This is a genomic window from Mucilaginibacter sp. (genome assembly GCF_965200995.1).
In the GTDB taxonomy this organism is placed as follows: domain Bacteria; phylum Bacteroidota; class Bacteroidia; order Sphingobacteriales; family Sphingobacteriaceae; genus Mucilaginibacter.
Genome location: NZ_OZ241743.1, coordinates 594,584 through 619,296 on the forward strand (window position 1 = coordinate 594,584; position 24,713 = coordinate 619,296).

The 24,713-nt window shown below is 40.7% G+C and carries 20 protein-coding genes and 1 tRNA gene; 13 read left to right on the plus strand and 8 right to left on the minus strand.

Features of this window, described 5'->3' with window-relative positions; all coding sequences use genetic code 11:
• The first annotated feature begins 6 nt into the window (after positions 1 to 6).
• The 5 genes from ACY652_RS02935 to ACY652_RS02955 all read left to right on the plus strand — a co-directional run bounded on the left by ACY652_RS02935 (position 7) and on the right by ACY652_RS02955 (position 4,591).
• Entirely contained in the window at positions 7 to 1,233 is a 1,227-nt protein-coding gene (locus ACY652_RS02935) for a DUF5906 domain-containing protein (protein WP_462266462.1), read from the plus strand.
• Positions 1,234 to 1,486: 253 nt separating this feature from the next.
• Positions 1,487 to 2,404 carry a toprim domain-containing protein gene (locus ACY652_RS02940; RefSeq protein WP_462266464.1) on the plus strand — a complete coding sequence of 306 codons (918 nt, stop codon included), beginning with the start codon at positions 1,487 to 1,489 and terminating at the stop codon, positions 2,402 to 2,404.
• A 204-nt stretch (positions 2,405 to 2,608) separates the two neighbouring features.
• Positions 2,609 to 2,986, plus strand: a complete 378-nt coding sequence (locus ACY652_RS02945) for a plasmid mobilization protein (protein ID WP_462266466.1) — start codon at positions 2,609 to 2,611, stop codon at positions 2,984 to 2,986.
• The gene (locus ACY652_RS02950) at positions 2,976 to 3,962 is read left to right on the plus strand and encodes a relaxase/mobilization nuclease domain-containing protein (RefSeq protein ID WP_462266467.1); all 987 of its coding nucleotides are present in this window, start codon (positions 2,976 to 2,978) and stop codon (positions 3,960 to 3,962) included. Before ACY652_RS02945 ends, ACY652_RS02950 begins: the two co-directional genes overlap by 11 nt.
• A gap of 32 nt (positions 3,963 to 3,994) precedes the next feature.
• Positions 3,995 to 4,591 (plus strand): hypothetical protein, encoded by a 597-nt coding sequence (locus tag ACY652_RS02955; RefSeq protein WP_462266468.1) that lies wholly within the window; start codon positions 3,995 to 3,997, stop codon positions 4,589 to 4,591.
• 317 nt (positions 4,592 to 4,908) lie between these two features.
• On the opposite strand, the gene ACY652_RS02960 is transcribed toward ACY652_RS02955, so the two are convergent.
• Both ACY652_RS02960 and ACY652_RS02965 read right to left on the minus strand, forming a co-directional pair.
• Positions 4,909 to 5,172 carry a hypothetical protein gene (locus tag ACY652_RS02960; protein WP_462266469.1) on the minus strand — a complete coding sequence of 88 codons (264 nt, stop codon included), beginning with the start codon at positions 5,170 to 5,172 and terminating at the stop codon, positions 4,909 to 4,911.
• Positions 5,173 to 5,174: 2 nt separating this feature from the next.
• Positions 5,175 to 5,600, minus strand: coding sequence for a helix-turn-helix transcriptional regulator (locus ACY652_RS02965; protein WP_462266470.1), 426 nt, complete (start codon positions 5,598 to 5,600; stop codon positions 5,175 to 5,177).
• 136 nt (positions 5,601 to 5,736) lie between these two features.
• Between ACY652_RS02965 and ACY652_RS02970 the strand changes: the two genes are divergently transcribed.
• The 4 genes from ACY652_RS02970 (at position 5,737) to ACY652_RS02985 (ending at position 10,717) form a co-directional block, all read left to right on the plus strand.
• Positions 5,737 to 6,867, plus strand: a complete 1,131-nt coding sequence (locus ACY652_RS02970) for a hypothetical protein (protein ID WP_462266472.1) — start codon at positions 5,737 to 5,739, stop codon at positions 6,865 to 6,867.
• A 3-nt stretch (positions 6,868 to 6,870) separates the two neighbouring features.
• On the plus strand, positions 6,871 to 7,248 hold the full coding sequence (locus tag ACY652_RS02975) for a HEPN domain-containing protein (protein WP_462266474.1): 378 nt from the start codon (positions 6,871 to 6,873) through the stop codon (positions 7,246 to 7,248).
• A 620-nt stretch (positions 7,249 to 7,868) separates the two neighbouring features.
• Positions 7,869 to 8,978, plus strand: coding sequence for a dsDNA nuclease domain-containing protein (locus ACY652_RS02980; protein ID WP_462266476.1), 1,110 nt, complete (start codon positions 7,869 to 7,871; stop codon positions 8,976 to 8,978).
• Positions 8,979 to 9,016: 38 nt separating this feature from the next.
• Positions 9,017 to 10,717, plus strand: coding sequence for a hypothetical protein (locus ACY652_RS02985; protein ID WP_462266477.1), 1,701 nt, complete (start codon positions 9,017 to 9,019; stop codon positions 10,715 to 10,717).
• Between the two features lie 472 nt (positions 10,718 to 11,189).
• On the opposite strand, the gene ACY652_RS02990 is transcribed toward ACY652_RS02985, so the two are convergent.
• The 3 genes from ACY652_RS02990 to ACY652_RS03000 are packed head-to-tail and all read right to left on the minus strand — an operon-like array spanning position 11,190 to position 15,744.
• The gene (locus ACY652_RS02990; protein WP_462266479.1) at positions 11,190 to 12,974 is read right to left on the minus strand and encodes a response regulator; all 1,785 of its coding nucleotides are present in this window, start codon (positions 12,972 to 12,974) and stop codon (positions 11,190 to 11,192) included.
• Positions 12,971 to 13,645 (minus strand): hypothetical protein, encoded by a 675-nt coding sequence (locus ACY652_RS02995; RefSeq protein ID WP_462266480.1) that lies wholly within the window; start codon positions 13,643 to 13,645, stop codon positions 12,971 to 12,973. The genes ACY652_RS02990 and ACY652_RS02995 overlap by 4 nt, the downstream gene beginning before the upstream one ends.
• The gene (locus ACY652_RS03000; protein ID WP_462266481.1) at positions 13,642 to 15,744 is read right to left on the minus strand and encodes a reverse transcriptase family protein; all 2,103 of its coding nucleotides are present in this window, start codon (positions 15,742 to 15,744) and stop codon (positions 13,642 to 13,644) included. Before ACY652_RS03000 ends, ACY652_RS02995 begins: the two co-directional genes overlap by 4 nt.
• A gap of 425 nt (positions 15,745 to 16,169) precedes the next feature.
• On the opposite strand from ACY652_RS03000, the gene ACY652_RS03005 reads away from it, so the two are divergent.
• A complete protein-coding gene (locus ACY652_RS03005; RefSeq protein ID WP_462266482.1) occupies positions 16,170 to 17,087 on the plus strand; it encodes a helix-turn-helix transcriptional regulator in 918 nt (305 codons plus the stop codon).
• A gap of 29 nt (positions 17,088 to 17,116) precedes the next feature.
• Here ACY652_RS03005 and ACY652_RS03010 read toward each other — a convergent pair whose 3' ends face one another.
• Both ACY652_RS03010 and ACY652_RS03015 read right to left on the minus strand, forming a co-directional pair.
• Positions 17,117 to 20,305, minus strand: a complete 3,189-nt coding sequence (locus tag ACY652_RS03010) for an SIR2 family protein (RefSeq protein WP_462266483.1) — start codon at positions 20,303 to 20,305, stop codon at positions 17,117 to 17,119.
• A gap of 755 nt (positions 20,306 to 21,060) precedes the next feature.
• Positions 21,061 to 21,134: transfer RNA gene (locus ACY652_RS03015), tRNA-Ala, on the minus strand.
• A 608-nt stretch (positions 21,135 to 21,742) separates the two neighbouring features.
• Here ACY652_RS03015 and ACY652_RS03020 point away from each other — a divergent pair.
• The 3 genes from ACY652_RS03020 to ACY652_RS03030 all read left to right on the plus strand — a co-directional run bounded on the left by ACY652_RS03020 (position 21,743) and on the right by ACY652_RS03030 (position 23,533).
• On the plus strand, positions 21,743 to 22,930 hold the full coding sequence (locus ACY652_RS03020; RefSeq protein ID WP_462266484.1) for an MFS transporter: 1,188 nt from the start codon (positions 21,743 to 21,745) through the stop codon (positions 22,928 to 22,930).
• A 226-nt stretch (positions 22,931 to 23,156) separates the two neighbouring features.
• Positions 23,157 to 23,348, plus strand: coding sequence for a hypothetical protein (locus tag ACY652_RS03025; RefSeq protein WP_462266485.1), 192 nt, complete (start codon positions 23,157 to 23,159; stop codon positions 23,346 to 23,348).
• A 17-nt stretch (positions 23,349 to 23,365) separates the two neighbouring features.
• Entirely contained in the window at positions 23,366 to 23,533 is a 168-nt protein-coding gene (locus ACY652_RS03030) for a hypothetical protein (RefSeq protein WP_462266486.1), read from the plus strand.
• A 66-nt stretch (positions 23,534 to 23,599) separates the two neighbouring features.
• Here the strand turns inward: ACY652_RS03030 and lpxB are convergent, their stop codons facing one another.
• Positions 23,600 to 24,709, minus strand: a complete 1,110-nt coding sequence (gene lpxB / locus ACY652_RS03035; RefSeq protein ID WP_462266487.1) for a lipid-A-disaccharide synthase — start codon at positions 24,707 to 24,709, stop codon at positions 23,600 to 23,602.
• Positions 24,710 to 24,713: the final 4 nt, after the last annotated feature.

A 24,713-nucleotide genomic window follows, 5' to 3' on the forward strand; every position in this document is an offset into this window, starting at 1 on the left:
ACGGTCATGGCTGATCAGTTCTTTCCCTTAAACCAACCCGGCAGTTACATCCGTGTACAGACCTCGTATTACAAGCGGACCCGGCAACCGATGGTTACCGGCGGCTATACGGACGGCTGGCTGCTCTGGTCATCTGAAACGCTCAAAAAAGACCTGAGTGCGGATGCGATCAAAAAGATTCGCAAGTATGATGCATATTGTTGTGTTCCCAGCCATACCGATTACCGGGAAACCATCGGCAACTATTTTAACAAGTATCATCCTTTGGAATTCAAACCGGAGCCGGGTTCCTGTGAAACCATACTTAGTTTTCTCAGGCACATCTTTGGCGAGCAGTATGAGCTAGGGCTCGATTACATTGCCCTGCTCTACACCAGGCCGGTGATCAAGCTGCCGATCCTTTGCTTGGTATCCAAAGAACGTAAAACCGGGAAAACCACTTTTTTGGACCTGTTAAAAGTCATCTTCGGTAATAACATGACCTTTAACGGGAACCATGACTTCCGTTCGCAGTTCAATTCCGACTGGATGAATACGCTGATCATCGCCGTAGAAGAAGTGCTGCTGGACAAAAAGGAGGATTCGGAAAAGATCAAGAACCTGAGCACCGCCAAAGTATCTAAGGTGGAAGCCAAAAGCAAGGATAAGCGCGAAACGGAATTCTTTGGCAAGTTCATCCTGTGTTCGAATAACGAGTACAATTTTATCGTCATTGAACCGACGGAAACCCGGTATTGGGTAAGAAAAGTACCGGTATTCGAAAAAGAGAATGTTCGGCTACTGGAACAAATGACCAGCGAGATTCCTGCTTTTCTATTTCATTTATTGGAGCGGCCTTTATCGGTGTCGGTTGGCAACACCCGCATGTGGTTTTCCGAGCAACAGATCCGCACGGATGCTTTGTTGCGCGTGATGCGCAATAACCGCAACCGGCTGGAAACGGAACTGTTGTTACTGTTGAAGGAAATCCAGGAGCATGATCCCAGCCAGAAAATGTGCTTCGCCAATAAGGACGTCCTAGACCTCCTTAAGAAGAGCATGCCCCGTCTAACAAGGCAGGATGTATCGCAGCTAATGCAACAGGAGTGGGGCCTTGTGCCGGTACCGAATAGTTTAAGCTATTCCACCTATTGCTATAATAACCTGAACGAATTAGTAACAGTCGCCAAAACAGGCAGGTATTACACCATTACCGAAGAGTGGTTACGGCAAAAGTTTGATGAGTCGGGCTAAGCGCGCATTTATCGAATTGCTTTTCAGCGCATTACACATTCATCATCGTTTGATGAGGTACGATGACTGCTGATGAGCACGATGAGCAATCTCATCATAGCGGAAAACCATGATGAGGCGATGATGAGCATATAAATAATTTATTTATAAGTAGTTACGTGTATTGCTCATCATTCATCATAAAAGCAAGGGTAGCCCTCCAGTATGACTTGGCACCCGCCTCATTTAATTACAACCCTTTAGATTTTACAACATGATACGATATAACTGTAAAACAGCAAAAGAACTTTCTATCATAGATTACCTGGAGCAATGCGGCATTCAACCGCAAAGGATAAAAGGAAACAACTATTGGTATTTATCACCGTTGCGGGAAGAAAAGACCGCTTCATTCAAAGTGAATACTCAGCTTAACGCCTGGATGGATTTTGGCGAAGGTATTGGCGGCAATTTAATTGATTTGGGAATACGCATGCACCACTGTTCCGTAGAGGAATTCCTGGAGCGTTTAAACAATAGTAGTCATGATTTTTCTTTTCAACAGCAATCGCCACTAAAGGTAGAACCACAGGCGGAGAATCCAGTGATCATCACCGGCGTGAAAGCAATTAGTCAGCCTGCTCTGATCACGTACCTGAAATCACGCGGGATTGATCTGGCAGTCGCGGCCAATTTTTGCAAGGAGGTTGATTTTACCATCGGTGGTAAGCCTTATTTCGCTATTGGCTTTGCCAATCGTTCCGGCGGTTATGAGCTACGGAATAACTGGTTTAAGGGGGCATCATCTCCCAAGGACATTACAGTAATTGATGGCGGGCATAAAGCCGCTATTGTGCTGGAGGGTTTTACCGATTTCCTTTCGCTTTTGCAACTGAAGCAAGGCCAGCCACAGGCCGATTTTGTCATCCTGAATTCCGTCTCATTGGCCGAAAGGGCGGTACCCGTTATGAAAAACTACCAGGATCTTTTCCTGATGCTCAACCATGACAAAGCCGGGATCACAGCTGCTGAAAAGTTACAGGCGGCTGGTATCAGCTTTACCGATGCATCGGGCTTTTACAAAGGCTTTAACGACATCAACGAATACCTGGCTGCGCAAAGACAAGCCACTTTGCAACCGCAGATCCGGCGCAAAGCGCCGGAAGAAAGGAGCCGGGGAATTGGGCGCTAAGCCAATTTTGAGAATGGTTTGCGGATACCGATTTGCGGCATCCGGCATATTTAAAGATAGCGGGATATATCACCGGCCCATTTACGAATTGTAAAGAGCGAGTTAATGTTTTTGCTTCACAAAAACCCGATTCTACCCCGATGGGGTGATTCGGAACTCGCTCCCGTTGGTCGGTTTTTTAAACAATCGAAACGAAATGAACACATGGCAGCAACATCCGAAAATAAGATAATAACGAAAGTCCGGACACCCGGCAGACCGAAAAAAACGATCAAACGGAGTGATTTTTTAATGGTACGTATGACGCCGACCGAGCGGCTGCTGATCGAGAGCCGGGCGGAAAAGGCAGGCATCAAACCTAGTGAATGGTTTCGCCAAGCCGCTAAGAACGCCAAGGTGTTTCCAAGATTTACGCCTGAAGAAACTGAGTGGTTCAGGATGCTGTCGGGTGTTGCCAATAACCTTAATCAGCTTACGCACCTGGCCCATGTGATAGGATTAACTTCCCTGGCATTAAAGTGTCAGACCCTGATGCGTGAGGTAGACGATTTACTGATAAAGATTAAAGATCATGATGGGTAAACCAATTACGGGCAGAAGCTTTGGCGGGTGCGTCCGCTATGTGGTTAATAAGCAGGATGCAAAGATCCTTTCTGCCGACGGTGTTAGGATGCAAAGTGCTAATGCCATGATCAATGATTTCAATCTGCAACGCCAGATGCGGCCGGAGCTTGGCAAAGCTGTGGGGCACCTGGTACTCAGCTGGAGTAAGGAAGATCTGCTCAAGTTAAGCGATGACATCATGGTCGAACGGGCCAAAGAGTATATGGATAAAGTTGGTATTAAGAATACGCAGTATGCTGTCGTAAGGCACAGCGACCGGGCTCATCCGCATCTGCACTTAATTTATAACCGGGTGGACAACAACGGCAAGACCATTACCGATAAAAACAACTTTGCCAAAAATGTTAAAGCCTGTAAGGAAATCACCCTGAAATACGGCTACCATTTGGGCAAAGGTAAAGATCTAGTCAACCGGCAGGCACTGAAGGGTAAAGAGAAGGTTAAGTATGAGTTGTATGATGCAATTAAAGCAGGGATGAAAACAGCCACCACTTGGAAACAGCTAGAAGCTCACCTTGCCAGGCAGGGTATAACCATCGCTTACAAGTACCGCAGCGGCACCAGCGAGGTACAAGGAATCTCCTTCGAAAAGGGCGACATCAAGATGAAAGGCTCTGCCATAGACCGCAGCTTAAGCTATGGTAAAATAGATTCAGTGCTAAACAGGAACCAGCAGGTGCAACAGTATCATGCAGGAATCGAAGAGCATAAGCCCTCCCTTGCTGATCAGATCAGGCAAGCGATCAGTCAGGATGTTGGGTCGGAGCATCACCACCGTCCCGGTAGCGGGAAAGGCATACTGGAAACACTGCTAGAACCAGAGTTTATTGCAGCGGCACCAGACCCGATGGGTGATGCAGATAAGCGCAGGCGCAAAAGGAAAAAATATGAAGCGGAGCACGCTCAATCCCAATCATCCGGAATAAGCCGGTGATAAACAATACACACATTAAAAATTTAGACGCAATGAATGAATTAGAAGAGAAAGTAACCATACTGGAAGAATTGATACAAAGCTTCCTGAAAAGAATAACCGTCGTAGAAACTGAACTGCCTGAATTCCTTAAATCCTTCTTACAGCAATATAAGGAAACGTTAGATAAGATCGCAGCCCGTATAGAAACGTCCAATCAACGCTATGATGACAGCAAGATCCGGCAGCAGATCGACCAGGTAAAAGACCTGATGGCGACTGTTCCCAAAGTGATAGGGGTGAAAACTATCCACCATTTCGGTGCCTGGTCAAAAAGCCTCATTACTGGTGTAGTAATTGGCTTTGTAATTACAGCCGGATCAGTTGGAGCAGCTTTATATTTTAACCATCAAAATAACCGGCTAAACAATGAAGCGTATAAATTCTGGTTAGTCAGGGCACTGTACCCAGAGGTGTCTGAGACGATTGAAGCTAAGTTAGCGGAGGATCCGAAGGGCTTCATCGAAAAGGCGGAAAAGGCAATGGTTAAACAGCAGGCTATCATTGCCGCGGAAGCTGAAGCAGAGCAGGCAGAGCAGCAACGAAGAGCCGCTAAACGAAAGCTGGAGAAGGTGAAGTCAGGCAAGTGAATAGAAATGGCCGTGTGGCTGCGGCAGGTTGCTGCATTGCACCACGCGCTTTGCGCCGGGTTCCATTATGCAATCAGCCTCGCCAACCCACGCAGGCAAGTATTCGTTCCTCATACACGCCTGTCTTTCAGCCGCACATCAATAACCACAACACCGCAGTCACAAAGTTAGCTACACAGAAAATCAGTCAAGGGTATAATAAACCGCGGCTATCGCCTCGGCCCTTGACAATTTTCCTGTTTTGAGCTTCGGTTGTTTAAGCGGTAATGTGATAGGTGTGTGCAGAAGAGAACTTACCGAATAATCCCCTTCGTTTATTAGTTAACAAAATACTTATTGAAAATCTTAGTTATATCTTTTTTTAGATCAATAGGCAGATCGTATTCCGAATGCCAAATCAGTTTCCCTGTAATGGCTTCGCCAGGCGGGGCTTGTTTAATATCAAAAACACCTAAAATTTCTTCGATACCATGTAGGTCTAAGTAGGGCTGATATTTCTTTTGGATGAGTTGAAATTCCGGATCAGCCATAATACTGCTCATCCTTTCTTGGTATGATTTAAGGTTGTTGGTTCCCTCCACTCTTAATTTTTATTCTTTAAAAGCTCCACTTTTTCTTGCTCACTTGCCAGTAAACGCTCATAAAGTTTTTTGTTCTCTTCAAGCACTTCAAGCAATTTTTCAATGGGGTTGAAATTTAGTGAGCAATTATTGTTGATCGCGGAGGCGTTGTCTTTAAAGTCACTGAACGTGTTAGCAATAATATTTACTGCTTTATCTTCATCTAAATTTTTTATCGCTTCGACAGGTACTTTCAGTATGGCAGCTACCTGAGTAAGTAGGTCTTCTTCAATAACTTCCTTTGCCTCCAATAAAGAAACTCTTTTTTGGCTCCAATCGTCACCTAAAGCCAAGGCGAGCGCCTCTTGCTTCCAACCTAGCATCTCGCGAAAGCGCTTTACATTTCGGCCTTGATGGATATTTTTCGGTGCGTCGGTAGCTGTACTCATGATAGAAACGGTCGTTTAAGCAAATGTAAGAAATTTTTAATGTTTAAATTAAGGGTTTGCTGCAGCTTGTGCAAGGATAAAATATACAACGGAGCTACTTTGATAGAATACTGTAGAATGGGTTAGAAATTATTTAATGCTGTCCTTTGTTTTGCCGGTCAATGGTGGCCGCTTAAACACAACGATTATGTATTTAGGCAAAACAGCACCCTGGGAACAATATCCTAAACATTTGCGCTTTAACGAAATAATGAATCCTTTACAAGTGTTAATGGACTTCTTTAGTTCAGGTTGGCCAAGAGATCATCGCAAAGATTTAAAGGAATGGCGGTATTATGTACTGAATGATAAATTTTATAAAGATCGTCATGGTGCCAGGCATGTTCTATTTATTTATGATCAAGATGTGCAACTGATCGAGGCCGTGCACTTATTGCTAATTAAAAATGAAGATAGATGGCCAAGATTAGAAGACGTAGCGGAAGAACAGATCGAACAGGAAAGGTCAGACTGGGTCTACTTCCCAAAGAACCTTTCCCAAAAAGAATTAGCGAACCCATACAAGGCAGTCAAAAAGGTTTTTAAAAAGATCAGTCCGCAGGAATATCGGGACTATTTACATGAATGGCTACATGCAGCGCTATATAATAATACGATAGATGAAACTATGATGGCTGGTGAGATAATGGACGTTTATGACAACATTCGTAAGTTGTATTCCGCAGCTTGGCTTATACATCAACGTGAAACCAACAAAACCCTTACCCATCAAACTTGGGGACAGGGGAGCCGAGATAAAAAGGCGAAACAGGAGAGCGAAATTGATGACCTACCCCCTTTAAAAGATATCAATCCAGAACTCAGTAAGGCCGAAGAGTTAGGGCTCGAGGAAGTAAAGAAGCTTATCATTGAACGCATACCCTGTGTGCGAATGATTTACCTGATGGGTACACATAGCAATCCGTTTACTTACTATTTACTGGTATTGATTGATGATAAAGAAAAGACGCCAGAGCACGAGATAGCCAATAAAATAGAAGACAACTGTCGTTACTTAACATCTGTGTTCGCTATTGTCCATAAGCTTGCCAGTGCAAAAGAAGCAATTACAAAAGGCAGGCGTTTCTTCCATTATATACTTTATAATAGTATCAATATATATACTGCTGCGGATACGGAATTGCTGGGTGTTCGCACTATTGATGATACAATTTGGATGGAAAGAGCGGAGCAAAACTGGAACAGATGGGGAATCCAAGGAAAATAATTTTTGAAAGGCGCGGTCCGATATATGGAAGATGGTAATTACTCGTTGGCTGTTTTTTCACTTCATCAGGCTGCCGAAAGTAGCTTGATAGGTATTATTAAAGCCATATTAGGATATCGTTTGTCAGTACACAATTTGGCGAGAATGATTAAAATAACATTGTTGTTTTCAGACGACATCAAAAAGGTATTACAATTAGACACGACTGAAGGCGTGCAGCAATTTAATTTATTGCAAGCTGCATATTCAGAGGCAAGGTATAAAAGCGAATTTAAACCGGATCAGCAATCAGTGATGATTTTAAAAGTAAGGGTTAATTTACTATTAGATACAATTGAGCAGGTTTACCAGCAATTTATCAAAAAAACAATCACTCCCTAAGTACCGCCAAGTAGCAGTGGCAGACGGTCTTGAGTTACTCAGGCCGCGCTGCTTGCTGTTAACAATTAATGAAATTTACTTTGCTGATATTAGCAAGCTTGTATTACAATCATTATCACTCGATTTGCTGAACCCATTGATCCCGCCAAACAGGTGCCTCGAAAGCATCCGCAAAATAATGTGTTTAGTGAACTAATGTGTCAATAGTAAGGCGCATTGGTAAAATGGTGGCATTCAATCGATAATGTTCAGTTATCTTTTATTGACAGCATGTATGGTTTAGTCATTTAGGATATTGAACGGATTTGGAAATTCAAGTAGTCAACCTGTTAAAATCTTGTTCGAATTCAGCCTCAGGAGCCACTATGAGCAAGCAAGAGAAATCGGCCGCATGCTCTTTTTATTTCATATTTAACTGTTGATCAAGTAAATATATAATTATAATTCACTCGTCAAAGCGGTTCGATGTTGTAATTTTTCGATAGCGAATTTTATGGGTACATCGAACCGATTAATTTCCTCTTTCAAGAAGCGCTTAATTTTGAATTTTTAAATATGATTAATTTATAAGTATGCTAATTATTAAATTAATCATATTTTTAAACTCCTAAACGCGATCAATGTCAGACAGTTCAATAGTTCAGTTAAAGTCTTTAGTGTTTGAAAAGCCCCCGCGTGAAATTGACGGGGCTAAAACATCCAACAGATATGATTTTCAAAAGAACTGGGCTATTTGCAAACTGATAGAACTGCATACCTCCACAGATGACTATTTACTTTGCTTTGAATTTCACGACGATATTGTAGTATTCGATTCGAGCAGTGACCCTAAAACATTCAAATGTTTTCAAATCAAAACCAAAGACGCTGTGGCGTGGACACTGGCTTCATTGGTGGCTGCAAAAAAAGGCGAGAACGGGCCACTGCCTTCAACCCTGGCAAAAATGTACAAGCATGTCGCTGATTTTGGCGAGCATGTAGAATCTGTTTATTTCGTTACTAATGCCAAAATAAAGGCAACGCTTATTAACGATGCAGATGTCCTAACGCTTGATAATTTTACACTAAAAGATCTGTCAGCGGCTGATAATAAAAAGGTATGTGAAAAATTGACCGTTGAACTGAGCAACGCCGATCTTTCGCGATTCAGGGAGATCACCCACTTTCTGATGGGTGAACTTGACCTTAAACACCATGCGGATATAACAAAATCCCGCCTAGCTACTTATATCGAGCAAAAACTACCGGATGTTAAATATCAGATTGGACCTTTGTATAAAACCATATTCGATGAGGTGAAAAACAAAACGAACCTGGAAATAAACATTACAGGTTTTGAACAGCTAAAGAAATTGAAAGCGATCAGCCGAAGTGATTTTGGCGGTTACCTGAATGTATTATCTGACCAGGAAACTATGAAGGAAAAAGCTGCGGCAATTGAACAAAGACTCAATACCGAAGGCGTTTCTTTTAAATTTGTCATCGCATTTAAAGCACAAGCGAAAATCTATGAGATCGCTAAAATGAACTATGGGGATAAGAACCTTCAGCAGGTTACCACCGACATCACGGAACTGATCAGCAATTACTCGGTGTCACTACCGGAAAGTTTGCACGAACAACTAAATCTGTTTTATGGGATCGCTCAGCAGCGGGCCTATGCGAATAACTTAATGTCAGAAATATATATTAAGACGATCATTCTATTTGAGCTGTATGGCAAAGAGTAATTTTAAAAGACTGGTAAGAACACTAAGAAACTGGAAAAATGAAGCAATTCAAATTAAACGAGATAACCCTGCTCTCCATGAAGGAGAAAAGATCCAGAAAAGTGAAGTTCCACCCAAACCGGACGGTGATCATCGGGGGGAATGATACGGGCAAGTCTTGTCTTTTAAAATCGATCTATTATACGTTCGGAGCTGATGCGCATAAAATGCATCCAGATTGGTTAGATGCCGAACCTATTTCTGTAGTGAACTTTTCGCTTGACAGTGAGGAGTATTACATGTTCAGAATGGGTAAGAATTATGCATTGTTCGATAGTGGCCAAGATAAGATCGGGCTTTATAACAAGGTTTCGGAATTAGGTGAGAAACTGGCTGAGCTCTTTAGTTTCGAGATCAAGCTGCCGAATAAAGAAGGTATTGCTGTTACGCCACCGCCGGCCTATCAGTTTTTACCATTCTATATGGACCAAGATATCAGCTGGCTTAAAAACTGGGAAGGATTTACTAAACTTTATTTGCCAAAGGCAAGGCTGGACATCATAAACTACCATACCGGTATCCGCCCTAACAAATATTATATTACCAAAAATGAACTAGGGATCGTAAGCGACGGCATTCAAACGATCGACAAAGAGATTAAACTCATTCGCACACTATTAATTAACCTAAAGGAGAAGTTGTCGAAAGCGGAATTTACAATGGATCTCGTAACATTCGAGGCAGAGCTCAAAGAGCTCTTGGTTCAGTGTCAACTTTTGAAACAGGAACAGGATAAATACAAGTTAAAGCTTACCAACCTGTATAACACCAAGATCAATCTGGAAGCACAGTTACTGATTGTAAAAAAAGCGTTGGAAGAAACAAAAAAAGATTATCACTACGCCACAGATACGCTTGGGGAAGTTGTCCCCTGCCCAAGCTGTGGTGCTGAATATGAGAATTCGTTCGCGGAAAGATTTGGTATAGCCCAGGATGAGCAGCGTTGCTATGATCTTATTGTCGAGCTTGATGAAGAGCTAAAAACGGTACTGGCTATGATCAAGAAGATCAACGAGGAGTTCTTAAGCAATGAACGGTTGCTCGCCCAGATCGAAAATCAACTGGAACAAAAGCAGGGAGAGATCAAGTTAAAAGATGTGATCGAAAGCGAAGGTAAAAAGGAAGTTCAGAAACTATTCGAGCAAGAAATAGCGGCGTATGACAAGGAGCTGGGTGAAAAGATCCTATTAAGAGATTCGCTGGAGAGTGATCTGAAGTCTATCGAAGATAAAGTGCGCACCGAACTGATTAGAAATAAGTATCGTGGCTATATGAAGCGGTTTTTAGGACAGCTCAATCTTGCAGCGGTGAAGGAAGCAACCTATAAAAATATTGATACGCATCTTTCAGAAGGTGGCAGTAAAACGCCAAGAGAACTGATGGCCTATTATTATTCGATACTACACGTGATGAATGAATACTCTTCGTCAACATTTTTCCCGATTATCGTGGATTCCCCTAACCAGCAGGGGCAAGATTCCAAAAACCTGCCGGCCATGCTGAATTTTATCATTAAGGAACAGGTGCCGGGGTCTCAGCTGGTGCTCAGCATTGAGGAAGATCACGGAATTGATTACCAGGCAGAGATCGTCAGGTTGACAGACGACCGAAGTTTACTGAATAATTTGGCTTACGATGAACATTTCGAGGATATTAAGCCCCTCTTGAATGAAGTGCTGGGCTTCAGGTTGTTTTACTGATAATTCCGACTAATTTCAGAGAAGTTATACGAAAAACCTGTTTTTGATGGTAAGCGTTATGGAAACACCTCGGCCTAACGTTGCCACTGAAACTATCTTGTTAATTATAGTCCGCATGGGAATCAAAACCCTTTAAGCAATCATTAGTTCGTTCAAGAGTTTCGATTGGAGGAACAGCTAAAGCTTTTAGGCGAATTAATTATTGCTTAATGTATAAATCTTTATGATGTGATTAATACACGCTAATTCAGATGTGCTCCGAACTTCGTCTAATCCTAAATATTTATACGGCCCGCTTGTCTCAATGACCGTTCTATCAAATGTATAATGTTTCTCAGCAACTTCAAAGATGTTAACAGGGATAGCTTTTTCAAAAATAAGATTTTAAACGACCATAATGCGCTCAGAAACGGTTCGATTAGAAACTTCGGGAATAAATGCTAAACTTTTTTTGTATAGAAATGTAAGCCCTCTATTTTTTATACTTACTGACTAAGTTTTGCATTTTGTTGGCCATTGTAATTGCATCCAATCCTTTTGACCAATTCTTTGCATCCTGATTTGAATCATCAATAAAATATATTAGAAAATCCATAATGTCCATGATATCTTTTGCAGTAATTGTTTCACCAGTATTATAATGCGCAGCTAAATTATTGCGCTTATTGTAAATCGGCGTCCAACTTTTAACACTTGAATTTTCATTTCCATACCTGAAAATCAGTATAGCTGAAACCTTAAAGTTGGTGTCAAGCCATTTCGGATTTTTATTGGCCTTGCTATTATGAATGATATATTTACCATTCTGAAAATTTAGAGCGAATTCTGCACCTGAGTTTATCGCTCTTTTTACGATTACTTCTTTATCATCAACATAAACTAAACTTTCATCATCCTCATTAAAAACTTTCAATTGTTTTGTAAAATCCTCTATTATTTGAAATAATTGGAGGTAGGCGTAATTAAAGTATTTTAAAGATACATTAGTATCGTCTAACAGTTTAAAGGTAACTGCAAGATTATCCCTTAAACGGCTTACAAACGCCGCATCTCCAGAATAACTAGGCGTACTGGTCAAAGCAGTGAGTATTTCGCATTTAACGTGCACTACTTTTAAAAAAGATTTAGCCAAACTTTTGTCTATAACTTTTGCTAACTTTTCGATCGAGCGTTTAGAGTAGGACGAATCAGCACTCATCTCTGGTGATTCTTTTAATATGAAACCATCGGTTCGATAGTCTGATGAATGATCTAAATTCCAAATTTTATTCGAGGCTGTTAGCAAAATCACTTGTATGCCTGGATTGGTTTTTTTAATAGATTCTAGAACTAAATGCCCCGTTAATGGAGAACCTGGTTCTTTTGAAGAATCGGCATCGGTTAATCTTAGATCCAGAATAACCAAATCTGGATCAAAAGTTTTAACCTGCAAATCACACATAGAAACAATCTCGGCTGAATGCTTGTCTTTGTAATCTCCTTCTAAAACAGAAAATGTTATTCTAGTATTATTAAAAAACTCCCTGAATAAATATCCCCATCCCTTTCGCCATTCATCGTCAATGAGTAACACTTTTCCTGAGCCTTTAATATGATGAACTGCTAAATCAACATAGTCTGGAAATGGATACTTGTATTTCAAGTATTTGTAGTAAAGTAGCTGTTCTATACGCTGCTTAATAGTCGAAAAATTACTAGTATGGTCAATTTGCAAAGATTTTGCCCACCGCAACACACTCCATTCATTAGTTATAGAGTGATGAGAAAGATGGTCAGCAGGAGGGTGTATAATCAATCGGTCAATGACTTGAGCAATATTTTCTGCGCGTTGAATACGACCATCCTGCTGCATTTTCATGGCTTTTTCATACCCGGCTTTAGAATCAGGGACAAGGTATACACCTTTGGTGAAAAATATGGAAGGCTCTGGTGCGAATTTCGCGACAAATTCGTAACTCTCTTCGCCAATAAAAACTATCGGGATAAGGCTTTTTTCACCTAATGATTCCGTTAGTCTGATATGATTAGCAACACGAAGTCCAAGAAATTCCAGGTAGGAATTAGACAATGAAAGTTTGATGAATAGCACTTCAGATTCGAGTATTTTGTTACGGATTGCGGAATCTTTAAGCTTGTCATCAATGTACTCGTCGACGTCTTTGTCCATATCAACATCAAATACAAATTCTTCGGCCAATCCAAAAAACACCTCCGTATTAAGCGATGTATTATTTGCATGTATTAAAAGCTTTTTCATGACATCCTCTGTAATAGTTGTTCGATAGCAATTTTAATTTGCACAAGTTCTGTAGATGTAACGGATGCATCAGGTTTTTTGGCTAAAGCCTTCTTTGTATCTTCAGTCTGGATATCCGACATTATCAATTCACTTAAATCCAGATCGCTGACCCATTTGATCACCCCACCAATATTCTTCATACCACTGGCTTTAAGTTCTTCTTTGCTCAGAGAAACTACGATTCGGTTTCTTAAGGATAAGAACATCGATAACTTCCACTTGATACCGAATTGCAGCATCAATAAATTAGGTTTTGCGCCTGTATTCAGATGATCTAGAAATATCTTTAAATGGTCGGAATAGAACTCCTTTGAATTGATCATCAGGAATGGAAAAGTAGTTTCCTTGTAATAACTGCTTGTGATTCCTCCAGAAAAGAACACTAATGGTTTCTTCTCCTTTGCACAGTAGTTTTTTATACTATCACGCATACTTTCGCTAAGTGCAGAACGGTGAATAGCGATGACACCGAATGTATCTAAAAAGGATAAATCAGATACCCTAAGATTTTCGAGAACATCCTGAAACAATTGTTCCGTTACAACAACCACATTGGGTTCTTGATATATGTCAAAACTCTGAAAACGCTGAAGCCTTTTCTCACGATCTTCAATAATTGCTACCTTCATTCTGATTTATAAAAAGTAAAAATATGTTTGAAACCATCCGGAGCGATTATCTGTTCCTGTGTGGGCTTTCTCGGATCCGAGATCAAATAATTGAGACGGTATGCGCCTTCGGTAAAAATAGACTCAATACTCCAATCACATAGATTTTCTAAGTATTTCCGCATGTCACCAAATGAACCTTTTGAAAGACCTAATTTTTCGTCATCCTTGGACATCCCACGATTATATGATCCAGTGTGTGTAATTTCAAGTATTAATCTATCCGCAAGTTTATCCTTTACAATATAACTTACATGATTGAACTGGGAACGCAACTGGATATTCTTAAACACAATATCTAAAGCTTTACCAAACCATTGTACGTCCGTGTAAAACGTTTTATTATCAAGATTACTGGTGGTAGGATCTATAAAACTGATCAAATGCTCACTATGTTTCTGCAGCAGTAGGCTTCGCAGGGCAGAATTCTCATCTCTTATCTCAATTTCATTTTTAAAAAGATCAATTACGTGAATGAATTTCTGTATCGTATTCCCTTCAACCCGTCTTTGATATTTGTCTGGTAAAACAAAGTCTTCCGGATTAAGAGCGGGGTCATTGGAGGTCGCCTCCAATAGTTCTGGCGAACTCCATCCGAATTTTATACGATGAGCGCCCCATCCAGTTTCATTTACTTCCGGGTTTAGGATAAAACTGAAAATTTTTGCATTTAGGTTACGGCTTAAATTTTTCAGCTCATAGCTGAAAGCTTTGTATTGCTTGTCTGCACTTTCCAGGAAATCCGAAAGATTACTAAATATGGCAGCATCCCGACCAGAATCCCAGTTATGGGTAGTGTATTTCAACGCGCGATCGTTGATGGAGAAATTCTTCAACAACGTGACCAACCTACGAGGATCATGCACAACTGATTTGAAATTTACTTGTTTGATGCTTTTCTGAGCTGTGACCGGTTTAGGAACTTTAACTTTGACTTCCTTCGGTTGAATAGCTGACAAATACTCGAATTTATCGGAGAGGCGCCTAAAAACGGCATCTTCAGGACCTTTGATCATTCGGAGATAATTTAATTTCCCCATGATCACCATACGAATATTTGCATTTGGATTTTTAATATATCCCTTATCAGCCAAATAAAACCCTAAAATAATAGGCTGGGCTTTATCATAGCCCAACTTTTCCCAATAATGTAACCAGATTCGTAGCTTGTCAACATACCTTTTATCAACATTGAGCTTCTTATTGACCACCACTCCGGTCACCGTCTGGCGAAATTTCTCATTTTGCAAACGTGTTTTCTCCTCGTTTAAGCGAAAACCCTGACCTTGAATTACGCGGCGAACTTCTTTAAAGAAATCCCCATTATTATTATAAATGTGATGTTGTGAACTAAAAGTAATATCATCCGCATACCTGCTATATTTCACTTCAAACCTTTTGGCTACACCTTTCAGCCGTTTGTCAAGCTTATCACAAATAATATTTGCGATGATCGGTGAGGTGGGTGCACCTTGCGGTAAAACTCGCTTTTTCAATCTTTCGAGTTCAGAATCTTCGTTTAACCGTTTCACCTTCATTTCACAGCAACAAAGAACACTGATCATGTTAGCCAAATGCAACCGACCGGAATTCTCATTCAGATTAAAAGGCTCCAATTTCAACCTTCCCCAAATCCGTGCCTGATCAATACTTGAAAAAAAATCCTTCAAGTCAATATTGAATACATATCTGCTACATAAATGGCTTTGGGCATTAGTAATGATTGAACTGCCGGATACAAAACCATGTACTACCTGATCCGGTTTGTATAACTGCTGTAAAATTAAATTCAAGCAGGTTTGAATAACTTTTAGTCCTCTATTAGGTGCACATATTGTCCGCTCACTACCAGATTTTTTTCTTATCGTAAAAACTGTATAGTTGCCTTTTCGGTCCTGACCATTGATATAATAATTCAGTTGACGTAACTGAATGGGATATGCATTTGCCCCAAATACAATATTTTTCGCATAGTTCAGCAAGTCAAGGAAGTCCTCCTTGGTTTCCATTCGCTCAAAAGCGTCAGTTATATAAAATGATTGTTCGGCTGAAATGGTCATATACGTAATTAGTTCTTGAGTGGCCGCTTGATTTTCTTTGTATATGCAACACCCATATCATACAGTAAAAAGTATATTACGGCAATAGTTATAATCGAGCAACACGTATAATCGCGTATAACAGGAAATAACGAAACTAACATTCAGTAAAATGTGGACAAAGTCCAGTCATCTACTACCAGCTGATACAGCTGGCGGAAATCAAAATCTTTAGCGGCCATTCAAAGAACAGTCAAATGTAAAGTTAAACTGTGCAGTCAAGCTGCACAGAAATACCTATTTTTGACCTAGTAAGCAAAAATAGCAAATAGACAATGTCAGTCAACAAAAATCCGCTGATCAGATACAAAGTTCTAGATCAATGTTTCCGGAACACATCTAAACGTTATTTTATATCAGATCTGCTTCGTGTCTGTAATGAAGTAATGGCCGAACGTAGCCAGCAATCCGGCGGAATAAGTCGTCGGCAACTTTTCGAGGATATTCGTTTCATGGAAAGTGCCGATGGTTGGAATATAGAATTGCTGCGATTGCGAGAGGGAAGAAAAATCTTTTACCGCTATAAAGATCCTGCATATTCTATTAACAACATGCCTTTGAATGAAGCTGAAATTAATGAATTAAGATCTGCGATTGAGTTGATCGGCCGCTTTGAAGGCATGCCACAATTTGAATGGATAGAATTGTTAATGACAAAACTGCAAATTGGAAAAAATACCTCTGCAAAATCAGAATCTGTTGTTGGCTTCGATCACAATGCTTATTTGAAAGGAATTGAACATATTCGGCCACTTTATCACGCGATTACCTATCATAAGGTACTCGAAATAAAGTATAGACCTTTTGAAGAAGCCCAAGCATTTAAATTACATTTTCATCCTTACTACTTGCGTCAATACAATAATCGATGGTTTATTTTTGGATTTAATCCTGATGTAGAAAAATCAGATTGGAACTTAGCATTAGACCGCATTGAAACAATCTATGAGACCAGCTTAAATTTCCAAACAAATTCTAGTATCAACTGGTCTGAATATTTTGAAGACATCATTGGTGTGACCAAACCTGCGGGCGTTCCGATAGAAAAAATCAAATTGCACTTCTTTGGCAAGTCTGGCCACTATATGGTAGCCAAACCTATACATGGCTCGCAAAAATCCAAATGGTTAAACGACAGTACGCTAGAGCTCACGCTGGAATTGATCATCAATTATGAACTTGAACGACTGATCTTATCTTATTGCGATACCATAAATGTCATCGAACCACCTGCTTTGAAACAACGGATAGCTGACCGAATCAGCCATGCTTTCGAACTTAAAAATATTCATCCTGCTAATTGATACTCCAACTATTTTTGCAACATTCGACATTAAATAAAATATCTATAATCATAGGTTATCCCTTCTCTTTTAGACAATAATTTGCCAATGCGAGCGATGTCACTTGAGGAATTAACGGTGGCTGGAAGTTGACTGTATAAATCAAAAGAGTTCCAATTAACTTTAGTCAAACCTAAAATCTCGTTCGCAATAGTGCCAATGTTAGTTTTACCTAAATGTTTGATAACTTTTAGTGGACCAGGTACATAACGGCCACCAAGGTAATACTTTCGATACTGGCTCTGTACCGAAGGGACCACTCCATGAGTCCATAATAAGGCGTTGAAAGGGCTCAACAATATACAGGTGCCTCTTTTTACAGCATAGCCGTCAATATCAGGTTTGCCGTCTTGGGTAATTCTGCTTGCTAAGAATCGCATATTATCCTCAAAATTTATTTCGATCAAATCAAGATCTTGTATACCGTTACCCAGTAAACTATCTTTTAATCCGTTAATTTCATCATTTGTATAGAATGTTCTCTTATGAATGACAACCCTTTTAGGCAGTTCGTTCATGGTAGAATAAAAGAGCTCTCTAATCGAGATCCCAAAACTGTAAGCATCATTATAAGACAAGTGCGGGCTTTTCTGTCTATCCCAGAAGATTTTATCTTCAACTTTGGAAAGCTTGTATTTTAAGCCCTGGCCTTTTGAATTGTAAATATGACTGCAACCGACTATGATCTCGCTTTCCTTTCCTTTTCCCCTTAAGCTATATCCAATACCGGCAAATGCAGTTTCCTGATCAAGGTTTGCTAATACCCAAGGCGTACGCATCGATTTTACGAAATAGGATAACGCCAACCACCAGTTAATTTGACAAAACAAAGGTCGATTTTCGATAGTATCTTCCTGTATGAATTGAGTAGCTATCCCTTTTTCCGCGCAGTAAGCTTTGATATAATCATGCAGATCATAGCTTTCATTTTCATGATCATATTCCAAGTAATAAAGCCACCTATTAGGTATACAAATAACAATAACCTTATCGGAACGATCTCTGGAAAGGTAATTGATGCTGTTAATTATCTTGTCACGCAGATCAAGTGCCATCTCCTTCAAATCCGCCGATGCCTCAGGTTCCGAGCATATTGCCCAGTTTTCCGAGCCGACATCCGGTATATTTAGACTCGCACTGAATGCTTCAAAAAAACCAGGAAAATCAATGAGATAATCGGCATTAACATTATTCGCAGTTACCCGTACATTATGTAGTTTTAAAAACTTGCTGAAAACATTACTCTCCGGTTGAGCACAAATCACTGCCAGCCGGATCGTGCCGTCAAACAATACATTGGTCATCGGGTAATCGAAAGGCCTATTTTTTGAGACGCCCCGCATCGGATGAAAATCTTTTGCGAGCTGTTGATTTCCTGCGTGTTTGTTGCCAAAAATAAGCTCAGGCTCGGGATATTGTATGCCTTTATATCGAAAGAGAAACTTGGGTATTCCCGTTTTCTCCAAATCTATTCCAACTGCGCGATCAAGTACATCCATTATGTTGGCAAATGCCGGGCTCTTACTAATCATATAGGTCAACCCAGTACCCGATTCTAAAGGAAATTCAAGTTCTACTGCTTTGTCCTTGGTATGAAGAAACAAAGTCCGCCATTCATTCATGTATTCGTTAAACGCTTTGTTTCTGATTTTATCGAAATACAGTCTGCCAACCTCCTGTTTGATCTCCTTAGAAACAATTGCATCAGGCGTGGTCGACGTTATTTGAAAATCAGGCATCAGAGAAAGATAAAACCTATTATTATCATTAACTATCGAAAGTCTTATTCCTTTATGGGTTTCATAAAGAATACTGTTCAGCATTCTGGTGGTCTCTGTCCGATCATGCCATAATAAATCTTTTTTATTGGTTCCCAAAGAGTGTTTACGAGCGAGTAACTGTGTTAGTCCGGTAAGCATCAAGTCATGAAATGCCGAAATGCGAATAATATCTTTACTATCAACTGGAACACGTGAAACCTTGCCAATCAACCGTTCCTTAAAGCACTTATTGATGTCAGAGATCGTACCGAGCGCCCAAACAAAATTCTTGTAAGGAACCGCCGCTATTAACTCATTTTTTATCAGTTCCCGAACAGTTTGCCATGGCCTTTCTTCGTCATAATACTTGATCTCCAATTGAAATACTTCCTGAGGAATTTTAAGTGGGAACATATTACTTTTGACAACCGTACTTGTTCGGGTAACGTCCATGGTAAATGGAATGCGTTCCGACTCTTTTTCCTGTTGTAAAAATGAAGCGTATTTCTTTAGCAATTCTGGTTTGTGATTGCCGCAAATTTTGCTCATGCTGATCATCAGCTTATCAAAACCATCTGTTGGAATATAAAATGCGGTTCTCCCGTGCGCCCTCGCTGTATCCAGTAAATTTTTTACGCTGGCAGGTATATTCCTTCCATAGCCGCACCAATATAACCGGCCGGAACCTCGCTTGCTATAACCTTCTGTCAAAGCCGACATTACAGAAGCATCCCGACCACTATAACCAGAAATGATCAAATGCTTATCGCCTACAAAATCAACTAGCTTACTTCGAAAAATGGGATCTTGCTGGCTTAATTCTTCATCCGAATTTTTCAATTCCCCATATTTATAATCACCATGAAGTTTGATCAACAACATTTCACTACGATTGTCAACCCTAAATATCCGCTCAACAGAATCCAGTGATATATCTACAACCATATTACCGGTAGTAATCGCTGCATTTCGTACCAAATCATCGAAGTTAGTCGTCCAAATAGCTTGAACCAGTCCAGCCTCATGTAAAAGGCAACTCAACATATAGCCTGCAGAAGGTGTTTTTCTCTCACAAATACGTTGAAAGTATTTACGCACATCATCAGCTATCGGATAACATTGTTTAACATAAAAGGAGTACTCCGAAGGGTCATCTCTTTTGGGATAAACACCTTCGCTGTCCAACCAATTTTGTATGTGGTCTCTAACTTGTTCTGACTTATAATCAAGATTATCGCCAAGATTTGCAGGCCCTTTGGTTAAATACATACTTCTTTTCCATTCCCATATACAATCATATGCAGATGGGATACCAGAATTTATGGAAGCTCCTGCTCCAATAAAAATAGAGAATATATCATTTTGGCTAACTTCTATTGATCGTATGAACTGATCGTATTCTAAAATGTATCCCTGCATGTGGTTCACTAAATATTTTAGCAAGATAAAGATAGATTTTAAAGATATAGCATCGTTATTAAAATGTTGAATATTATTAAATTGTGTTATTTCAATTCATTATAGATGGATTTATCGGTTCAAAAACGTATCTAAACGTATAACTTGCATCAGGCACAGATTTGGATTTCTACCACGAGGTCAGTTACGCACATATATATTGCTTTACTTTCTTGAACAGTTCTAGGTTGCAATTACTTTATTAAAGCTGAACAATCGCATTTGACACTGTCGCTTTGGAATTTATGCCTTTAAGAAGCTTATCTCTCAAATTATAATAGGGTGAACTATGCTTTTTTTGCACAAAATAGGCTGGTTTATCACTGCATCTGTTGGCTGAAAGCGCGGCTGAACCGAAGGTTTAGCAAACGCATAGAGATGAATCCCTCGGTACGCCATCAAATGATCCTTATTAATTTAATTTAAGAACAGTCAACAGTATATAACTATTTATTATCGATTGTCTACTTAAGTTGCTTGTGCTTTGTTTTAGCTTTATTATAAACTGATAAACTAAACTGAAACTGTGGAAATAATTGTAAACAGTCATGTCAAATTGTAATCAATTTTGGCTAAATAAAACCCACCAATACGATTTTTCTGCTCTTTACAGATAAGAAAACTTAAATATGATGAGTGAAAGTGTTGTACCTATGTTGTACCTGTAAAAAAAACAGGCTTTTAGACGTCAATCTAAAAGCCTGATAATCAGTGTGTGGAGAATATCGGAGTCGAACCGATGACCTCTTGCATGCCATGCAAGCGCTCTAGCCAGCTGAGCTAATCCCCCGTCTCGGTTGGCAAAACTAATAAAAACCTGAGGATTACAAAATAAATATTTCCTTCTTTTTCGCCTGTAAACCGTCCGTTCAAAATATCAGAAAAAAGTAAAGCCCCCTGATGGGCAGGGGGCCTTTACTAACCAATTATAAACCTAAATTATGAGAAGAGAATTTTTTGTCTTTTTTAATATGGTGTAAAACTAACACTAAGTTTTGAATATGCCTAATTATTTTTATTTTTTTTCAAAATTATTATGGTATCCGTATCATGTGATGTAAGCGCTTCCATCATTAAGTCTGTTATTGATTATAAAACCCTGAAAACTACACTATTCTTATTTCAACTTAGCATACGGCAATCAATATGCAGCGCTATTTAACACGAAAAGTAATACAATCATACCCGTTTCAATAAAAATGGCCACTATAATCAACGTTTTAGCTTATTTAAAGCATTATTTCCACCAAAATAATCTTATACTATACAAATACCGGATAAACACTTTCAGTTTTTCACTAAATCAATCAAAAAATTAATTTTATGCTGTGATAAACATCTGTTGTCTTTCAAATCAGGATTTTCGCACCTTTGAATCCTGTTTACATCACCTTTGTAATGACTAAGACCCAATTTGCGCCGCAGCTTAGTAACCTGCTCTTGTGGGTACTAACTATTACCACCGGCCTGGTGGTGGCTAACATTTATTACGCCCAGCCGCTGCTGAGCGATATTGCACACAGCTTTAATGTAAGTAACGCCCAGGCGGGCCAGGTAGCTATATTTACACAGCTGGGCTATGCTGCCGGTCTGCTACTGATTGTTCCGTTAGCCGATATGGTTAAACGCAAACGCCTTATTCTGGTTGATTTTGCCTTTATTGTAATTTCGCTGCTGGCTACTGCAGTTGCGCCCAACCTGCTTATTTTGACCATTGCCAGCTTTTGCGTGGGGTTGTCATCAGTGGTGCCACAAGTGTTAATCCCGATGGTGGCTCATCTGGCCAAACCGGAGGAAAGAGGCAAAAAGATCGGCTTTGTAATGAGCGGGCTGCTCATTGGTATTTTACTTTCGCGCACGGTAAGCGGTTTTGTAGGCGCCCATTTGGGCTGGCATGCTATGTTCTATATGGCTGCGGCTTTAATGCTGGTACTATGGGGCACTACCTATTTGCTGCTGCCGGAAACAGAGCCGACTTACCAGGGCACTTACGGCAGCTTATTTACGTCGTTGGTTGAGTTGGTAAAAACCGAGCCCGTACTCCGGCTTGCTGCCTTACGGGGGGCCTTATGCTTTGCCGGCTTCAGCGCCTTTTGGGCTACGCTGATATTTTTATTGAAACAACCCCAATTTAACATGGGCAGCGCCGAGGCCGGCGCCTTTGGCCTGATTGGGGCTACCGGAGCACTGGCAGCGTCGGCCATTGGCCGCCTCAGTGACAAGGTGAATGTGTACCGCCTTATTGCAGGTACCTTGCTGCTGCTGGTTGCCTCCTTTGGTATTTTCTTTTTTTCCGGCCGTAGCCTGGCGTTATTAATTACAGGCGTAATACTGATGGATCTGAGCGTTCAGGCCACGCACATTTCCAACCAGGCACTTATTTTTGCTTTAAGGCCGGAGGCACGCAACCGTATCAATACAGTATACATGGTATCTTATTTTGCGGGCGGCTCGGCAGGCACGTTTCTGGCTACCCGGTTATGGAGCCGCTACCAGTGGAACGGAGTATGCGGCGCAGGCTTGGCGCTGGCTTTAACGGCGCTGGCAATACATTTAATTATGGGAAAGCACTTTAGCAGCCACTAAAACTATGCACATTATAACGGCCGGTAACCGCCTTTTAAGCCGTATAATTACTATACACTTTAGCCATTCCAAGCGTACACTCTTTTTCTACAACTACGCTGTTTTGCTGCCTGCACATAGGTACACGCTCTATTTATGGCTGATTCACAGTAGTTTATTTCACTTAAAGTAAACGCTGATGGTTTTGGCATAAAATTAGCATCTCCACTGATACAGAACACCTGCTATGAATCTATCAGCTACATCACCAGACAACGGAGATAATAAAGAATGGCAAAACCCGCAAAATCCGGCAGCGCCATCTGATGAAAGAGATAAGGAACAGGTAGAACGCCAGTATGAAGAAGCCAAACGCAGGAAAGATAACCTGACGGAGAAAGACCATATTGACAAAGAGAAAAAAGAGAAAACCAATTAAAAGATTAACCTCCAATTATGAGAAAAACCACTACTACAGCCGCCATAGTTAAATTAGCTAACCGTATTGATAATGAACTAAAAGCTTTATTAGAAGCTGATATTAAGGCCATACGCAAAATTCAACATAATATTATTGGCACTATCAACCCTGAAGCCAACATCTTCAGGCCATTTGTTGCATAAAGCCATCTATATATTATTCTACATCACCTGTGAAAGCATAAAGCTTTGCTGACTATCAGCGAAGCTTTACTTTTTTGCATACCCGACAATTAAATCAGCGGCACGCCCCGAAGCTCCGGCTTCACCCATAACCTTTTGCAGTTGTACGTAATCATTTAATATATGGCGGCAATAAGTTTCGTCATGTAATATATGGCTAAGTTCGGCAGCTGTATGTTCTGGTGTGCAGTCTTGCTGTATCAGCTCGCGCACCACAATTCTGTCCATAATTAAGTTTACCAGCGATATATATTTAATTTTAAGCACCAACCGCGCCAAACCGGCAGTAACCGGGCTGGTTTTATACACCACCACCTGCGGCACATTAAATAATGCCGTTTCCAGCGTGGCCGTACCCGATGCTACAATGGCTGCCTGTGCATGGCTCAACAAATCATACGTGGCGTTAAAAACAACCGGCAGTTTGCTGCCCTGCCAGTACTGTTCATAATCGGCCAGAGAAAAGGAAGGCGCACCGGCCACCACAAACTGGTAGCCGGGAAATTTTCCAGCCACCTGCACCATTAAAGGCAGCAACCGGCTGATTTCCTGCCGGCGGCTGCCGGGCAGCAGTGCAATCAGCCTGCCTTTATCTAAGTGGTGTTTTACCAGAAAATCAGGATCGGGCTGAAAAGCCGCTATAGCATCCAGCAGTGGGTTGCCTACATAGTCTACCTGCATATCCCACCGGCGGTAAAAATCTACCTCGAAAGGCAGTATGCAAAACAGGTGATCGACCACCCGCTTTATCTTCAGCACCCGCTTCTGGTTCCAGGCCCACACTTTGGGAGAAATATAAAAATCGGTTTGAATGTTGTGCTGATGCGCAAATGCTGCCATTTTTAAATTGAAACCCGGAAAATCAATCAGTATCAGCACATCGGGCTGCCAGGCCAATACATCGGCTTTGGCCTGCTTCATGTTTTTGAGGATAGCGGGCAGATGAGCAATTACTTCAATCAAACCCATATAGGCCATTTCGCGGTAATGCTTTACCAGCTTGCCGCCCCGTGCCTGCATCAGATCGCCGCCAAAGAACCGGAACTGTGCGCTGGCATCCCGCTTCTTCAGTTCGAGCATAAGGCTGGCACCGTGCAAATCTCCGGAGGCTTCGCCTGCAATCAGATAATACTTCATTCCG

Bases quoted from the DNA above. Each gene is read 5' to 3' on its own strand.
- ACY652_RS02935 (WP_462266462.1), top strand. From the start codon at position 7: ATGGCTGATCAGTTCTTTCCCTTAAACCAACCCGGCAGTTACATCCGT.
- ACY652_RS02940 (WP_462266464.1), top strand. From the start codon at position 1,487: ATGATACGATATAACTGTAAAACAGCAAAAGAACTTTCTATCATAGAT.
- ACY652_RS02945 (WP_462266466.1), top strand. From the start codon at position 2,609: ATGGCAGCAACATCCGAAAATAAGATAATAACGAAAGTCCGGACACCC.
- ACY652_RS02950 (WP_462266467.1), top strand. From the start codon at position 2,976: ATGATGGGTAAACCAATTACGGGCAGAAGCTTTGGCGGGTGCGTCCGC.
- ACY652_RS02955 (WP_462266468.1), top strand. From the start codon at position 3,995: ATGAATGAATTAGAAGAGAAAGTAACCATACTGGAAGAATTGATACAA.
- ACY652_RS02965 (WP_462266470.1), bottom strand. From the start codon at position 5,600: ATGAGTACAGCTACCGACGCACCGAAAAATATCCATCAAGGCCGAAAT.
- ACY652_RS02970 (WP_462266472.1), top strand. From the start codon at position 5,737: ATGCTGTCCTTTGTTTTGCCGGTCAATGGTGGCCGCTTAAACACAACG.
- ACY652_RS02980 (WP_462266476.1), top strand. From the start codon at position 7,869: ATGTCAGACAGTTCAATAGTTCAGTTAAAGTCTTTAGTGTTTGAAAAG.
- ACY652_RS02985 (WP_462266477.1), top strand. From the start codon at position 9,017: ATGAAGCAATTCAAATTAAACGAGATAACCCTGCTCTCCATGAAGGAG.
- ACY652_RS02990 (WP_462266479.1), bottom strand. From the start codon at position 12,974: ATGAAAAAGCTTTTAATACATGCAAATAATACATCGCTTAATACGGAG.
- ACY652_RS02995 (WP_462266480.1), bottom strand. From the start codon at position 13,645: ATGAAGGTAGCAATTATTGAAGATCGTGAGAAAAGGCTTCAGCGTTTT.
- ACY652_RS03000 (WP_462266481.1), bottom strand. From the start codon at position 15,744: ATGACCATTTCAGCCGAACAATCATTTTATATAACTGACGCTTTTGAG.
- ACY652_RS03005 (WP_462266482.1), top strand. From the start codon at position 16,170: ATGGCCGAACGTAGCCAGCAATCCGGCGGAATAAGTCGTCGGCAACTT.
- ACY652_RS03010 (WP_462266483.1), bottom strand. From the start codon at position 20,305: ATGCAGGGATACATTTTAGAATACGATCAGTTCATACGATCAATAGAA.
- ACY652_RS03020 (WP_462266484.1), top strand. From the start codon at position 21,743: ATGACTAAGACCCAATTTGCGCCGCAGCTTAGTAACCTGCTCTTGTGG.
- ACY652_RS03025 (WP_462266485.1), top strand. From the start codon at position 23,157: ATGAATCTATCAGCTACATCACCAGACAACGGAGATAATAAAGAATGG.
- ACY652_RS03030 (WP_462266486.1), top strand. From the start codon at position 23,366: ATGAGAAAAACCACTACTACAGCCGCCATAGTTAAATTAGCTAACCGT.
- lpxB (WP_462266487.1), bottom strand. From the start codon at position 24,709: ATGAAGTATTATCTGATTGCAGGCGAAGCCTCCGGAGATTTGCACGGT.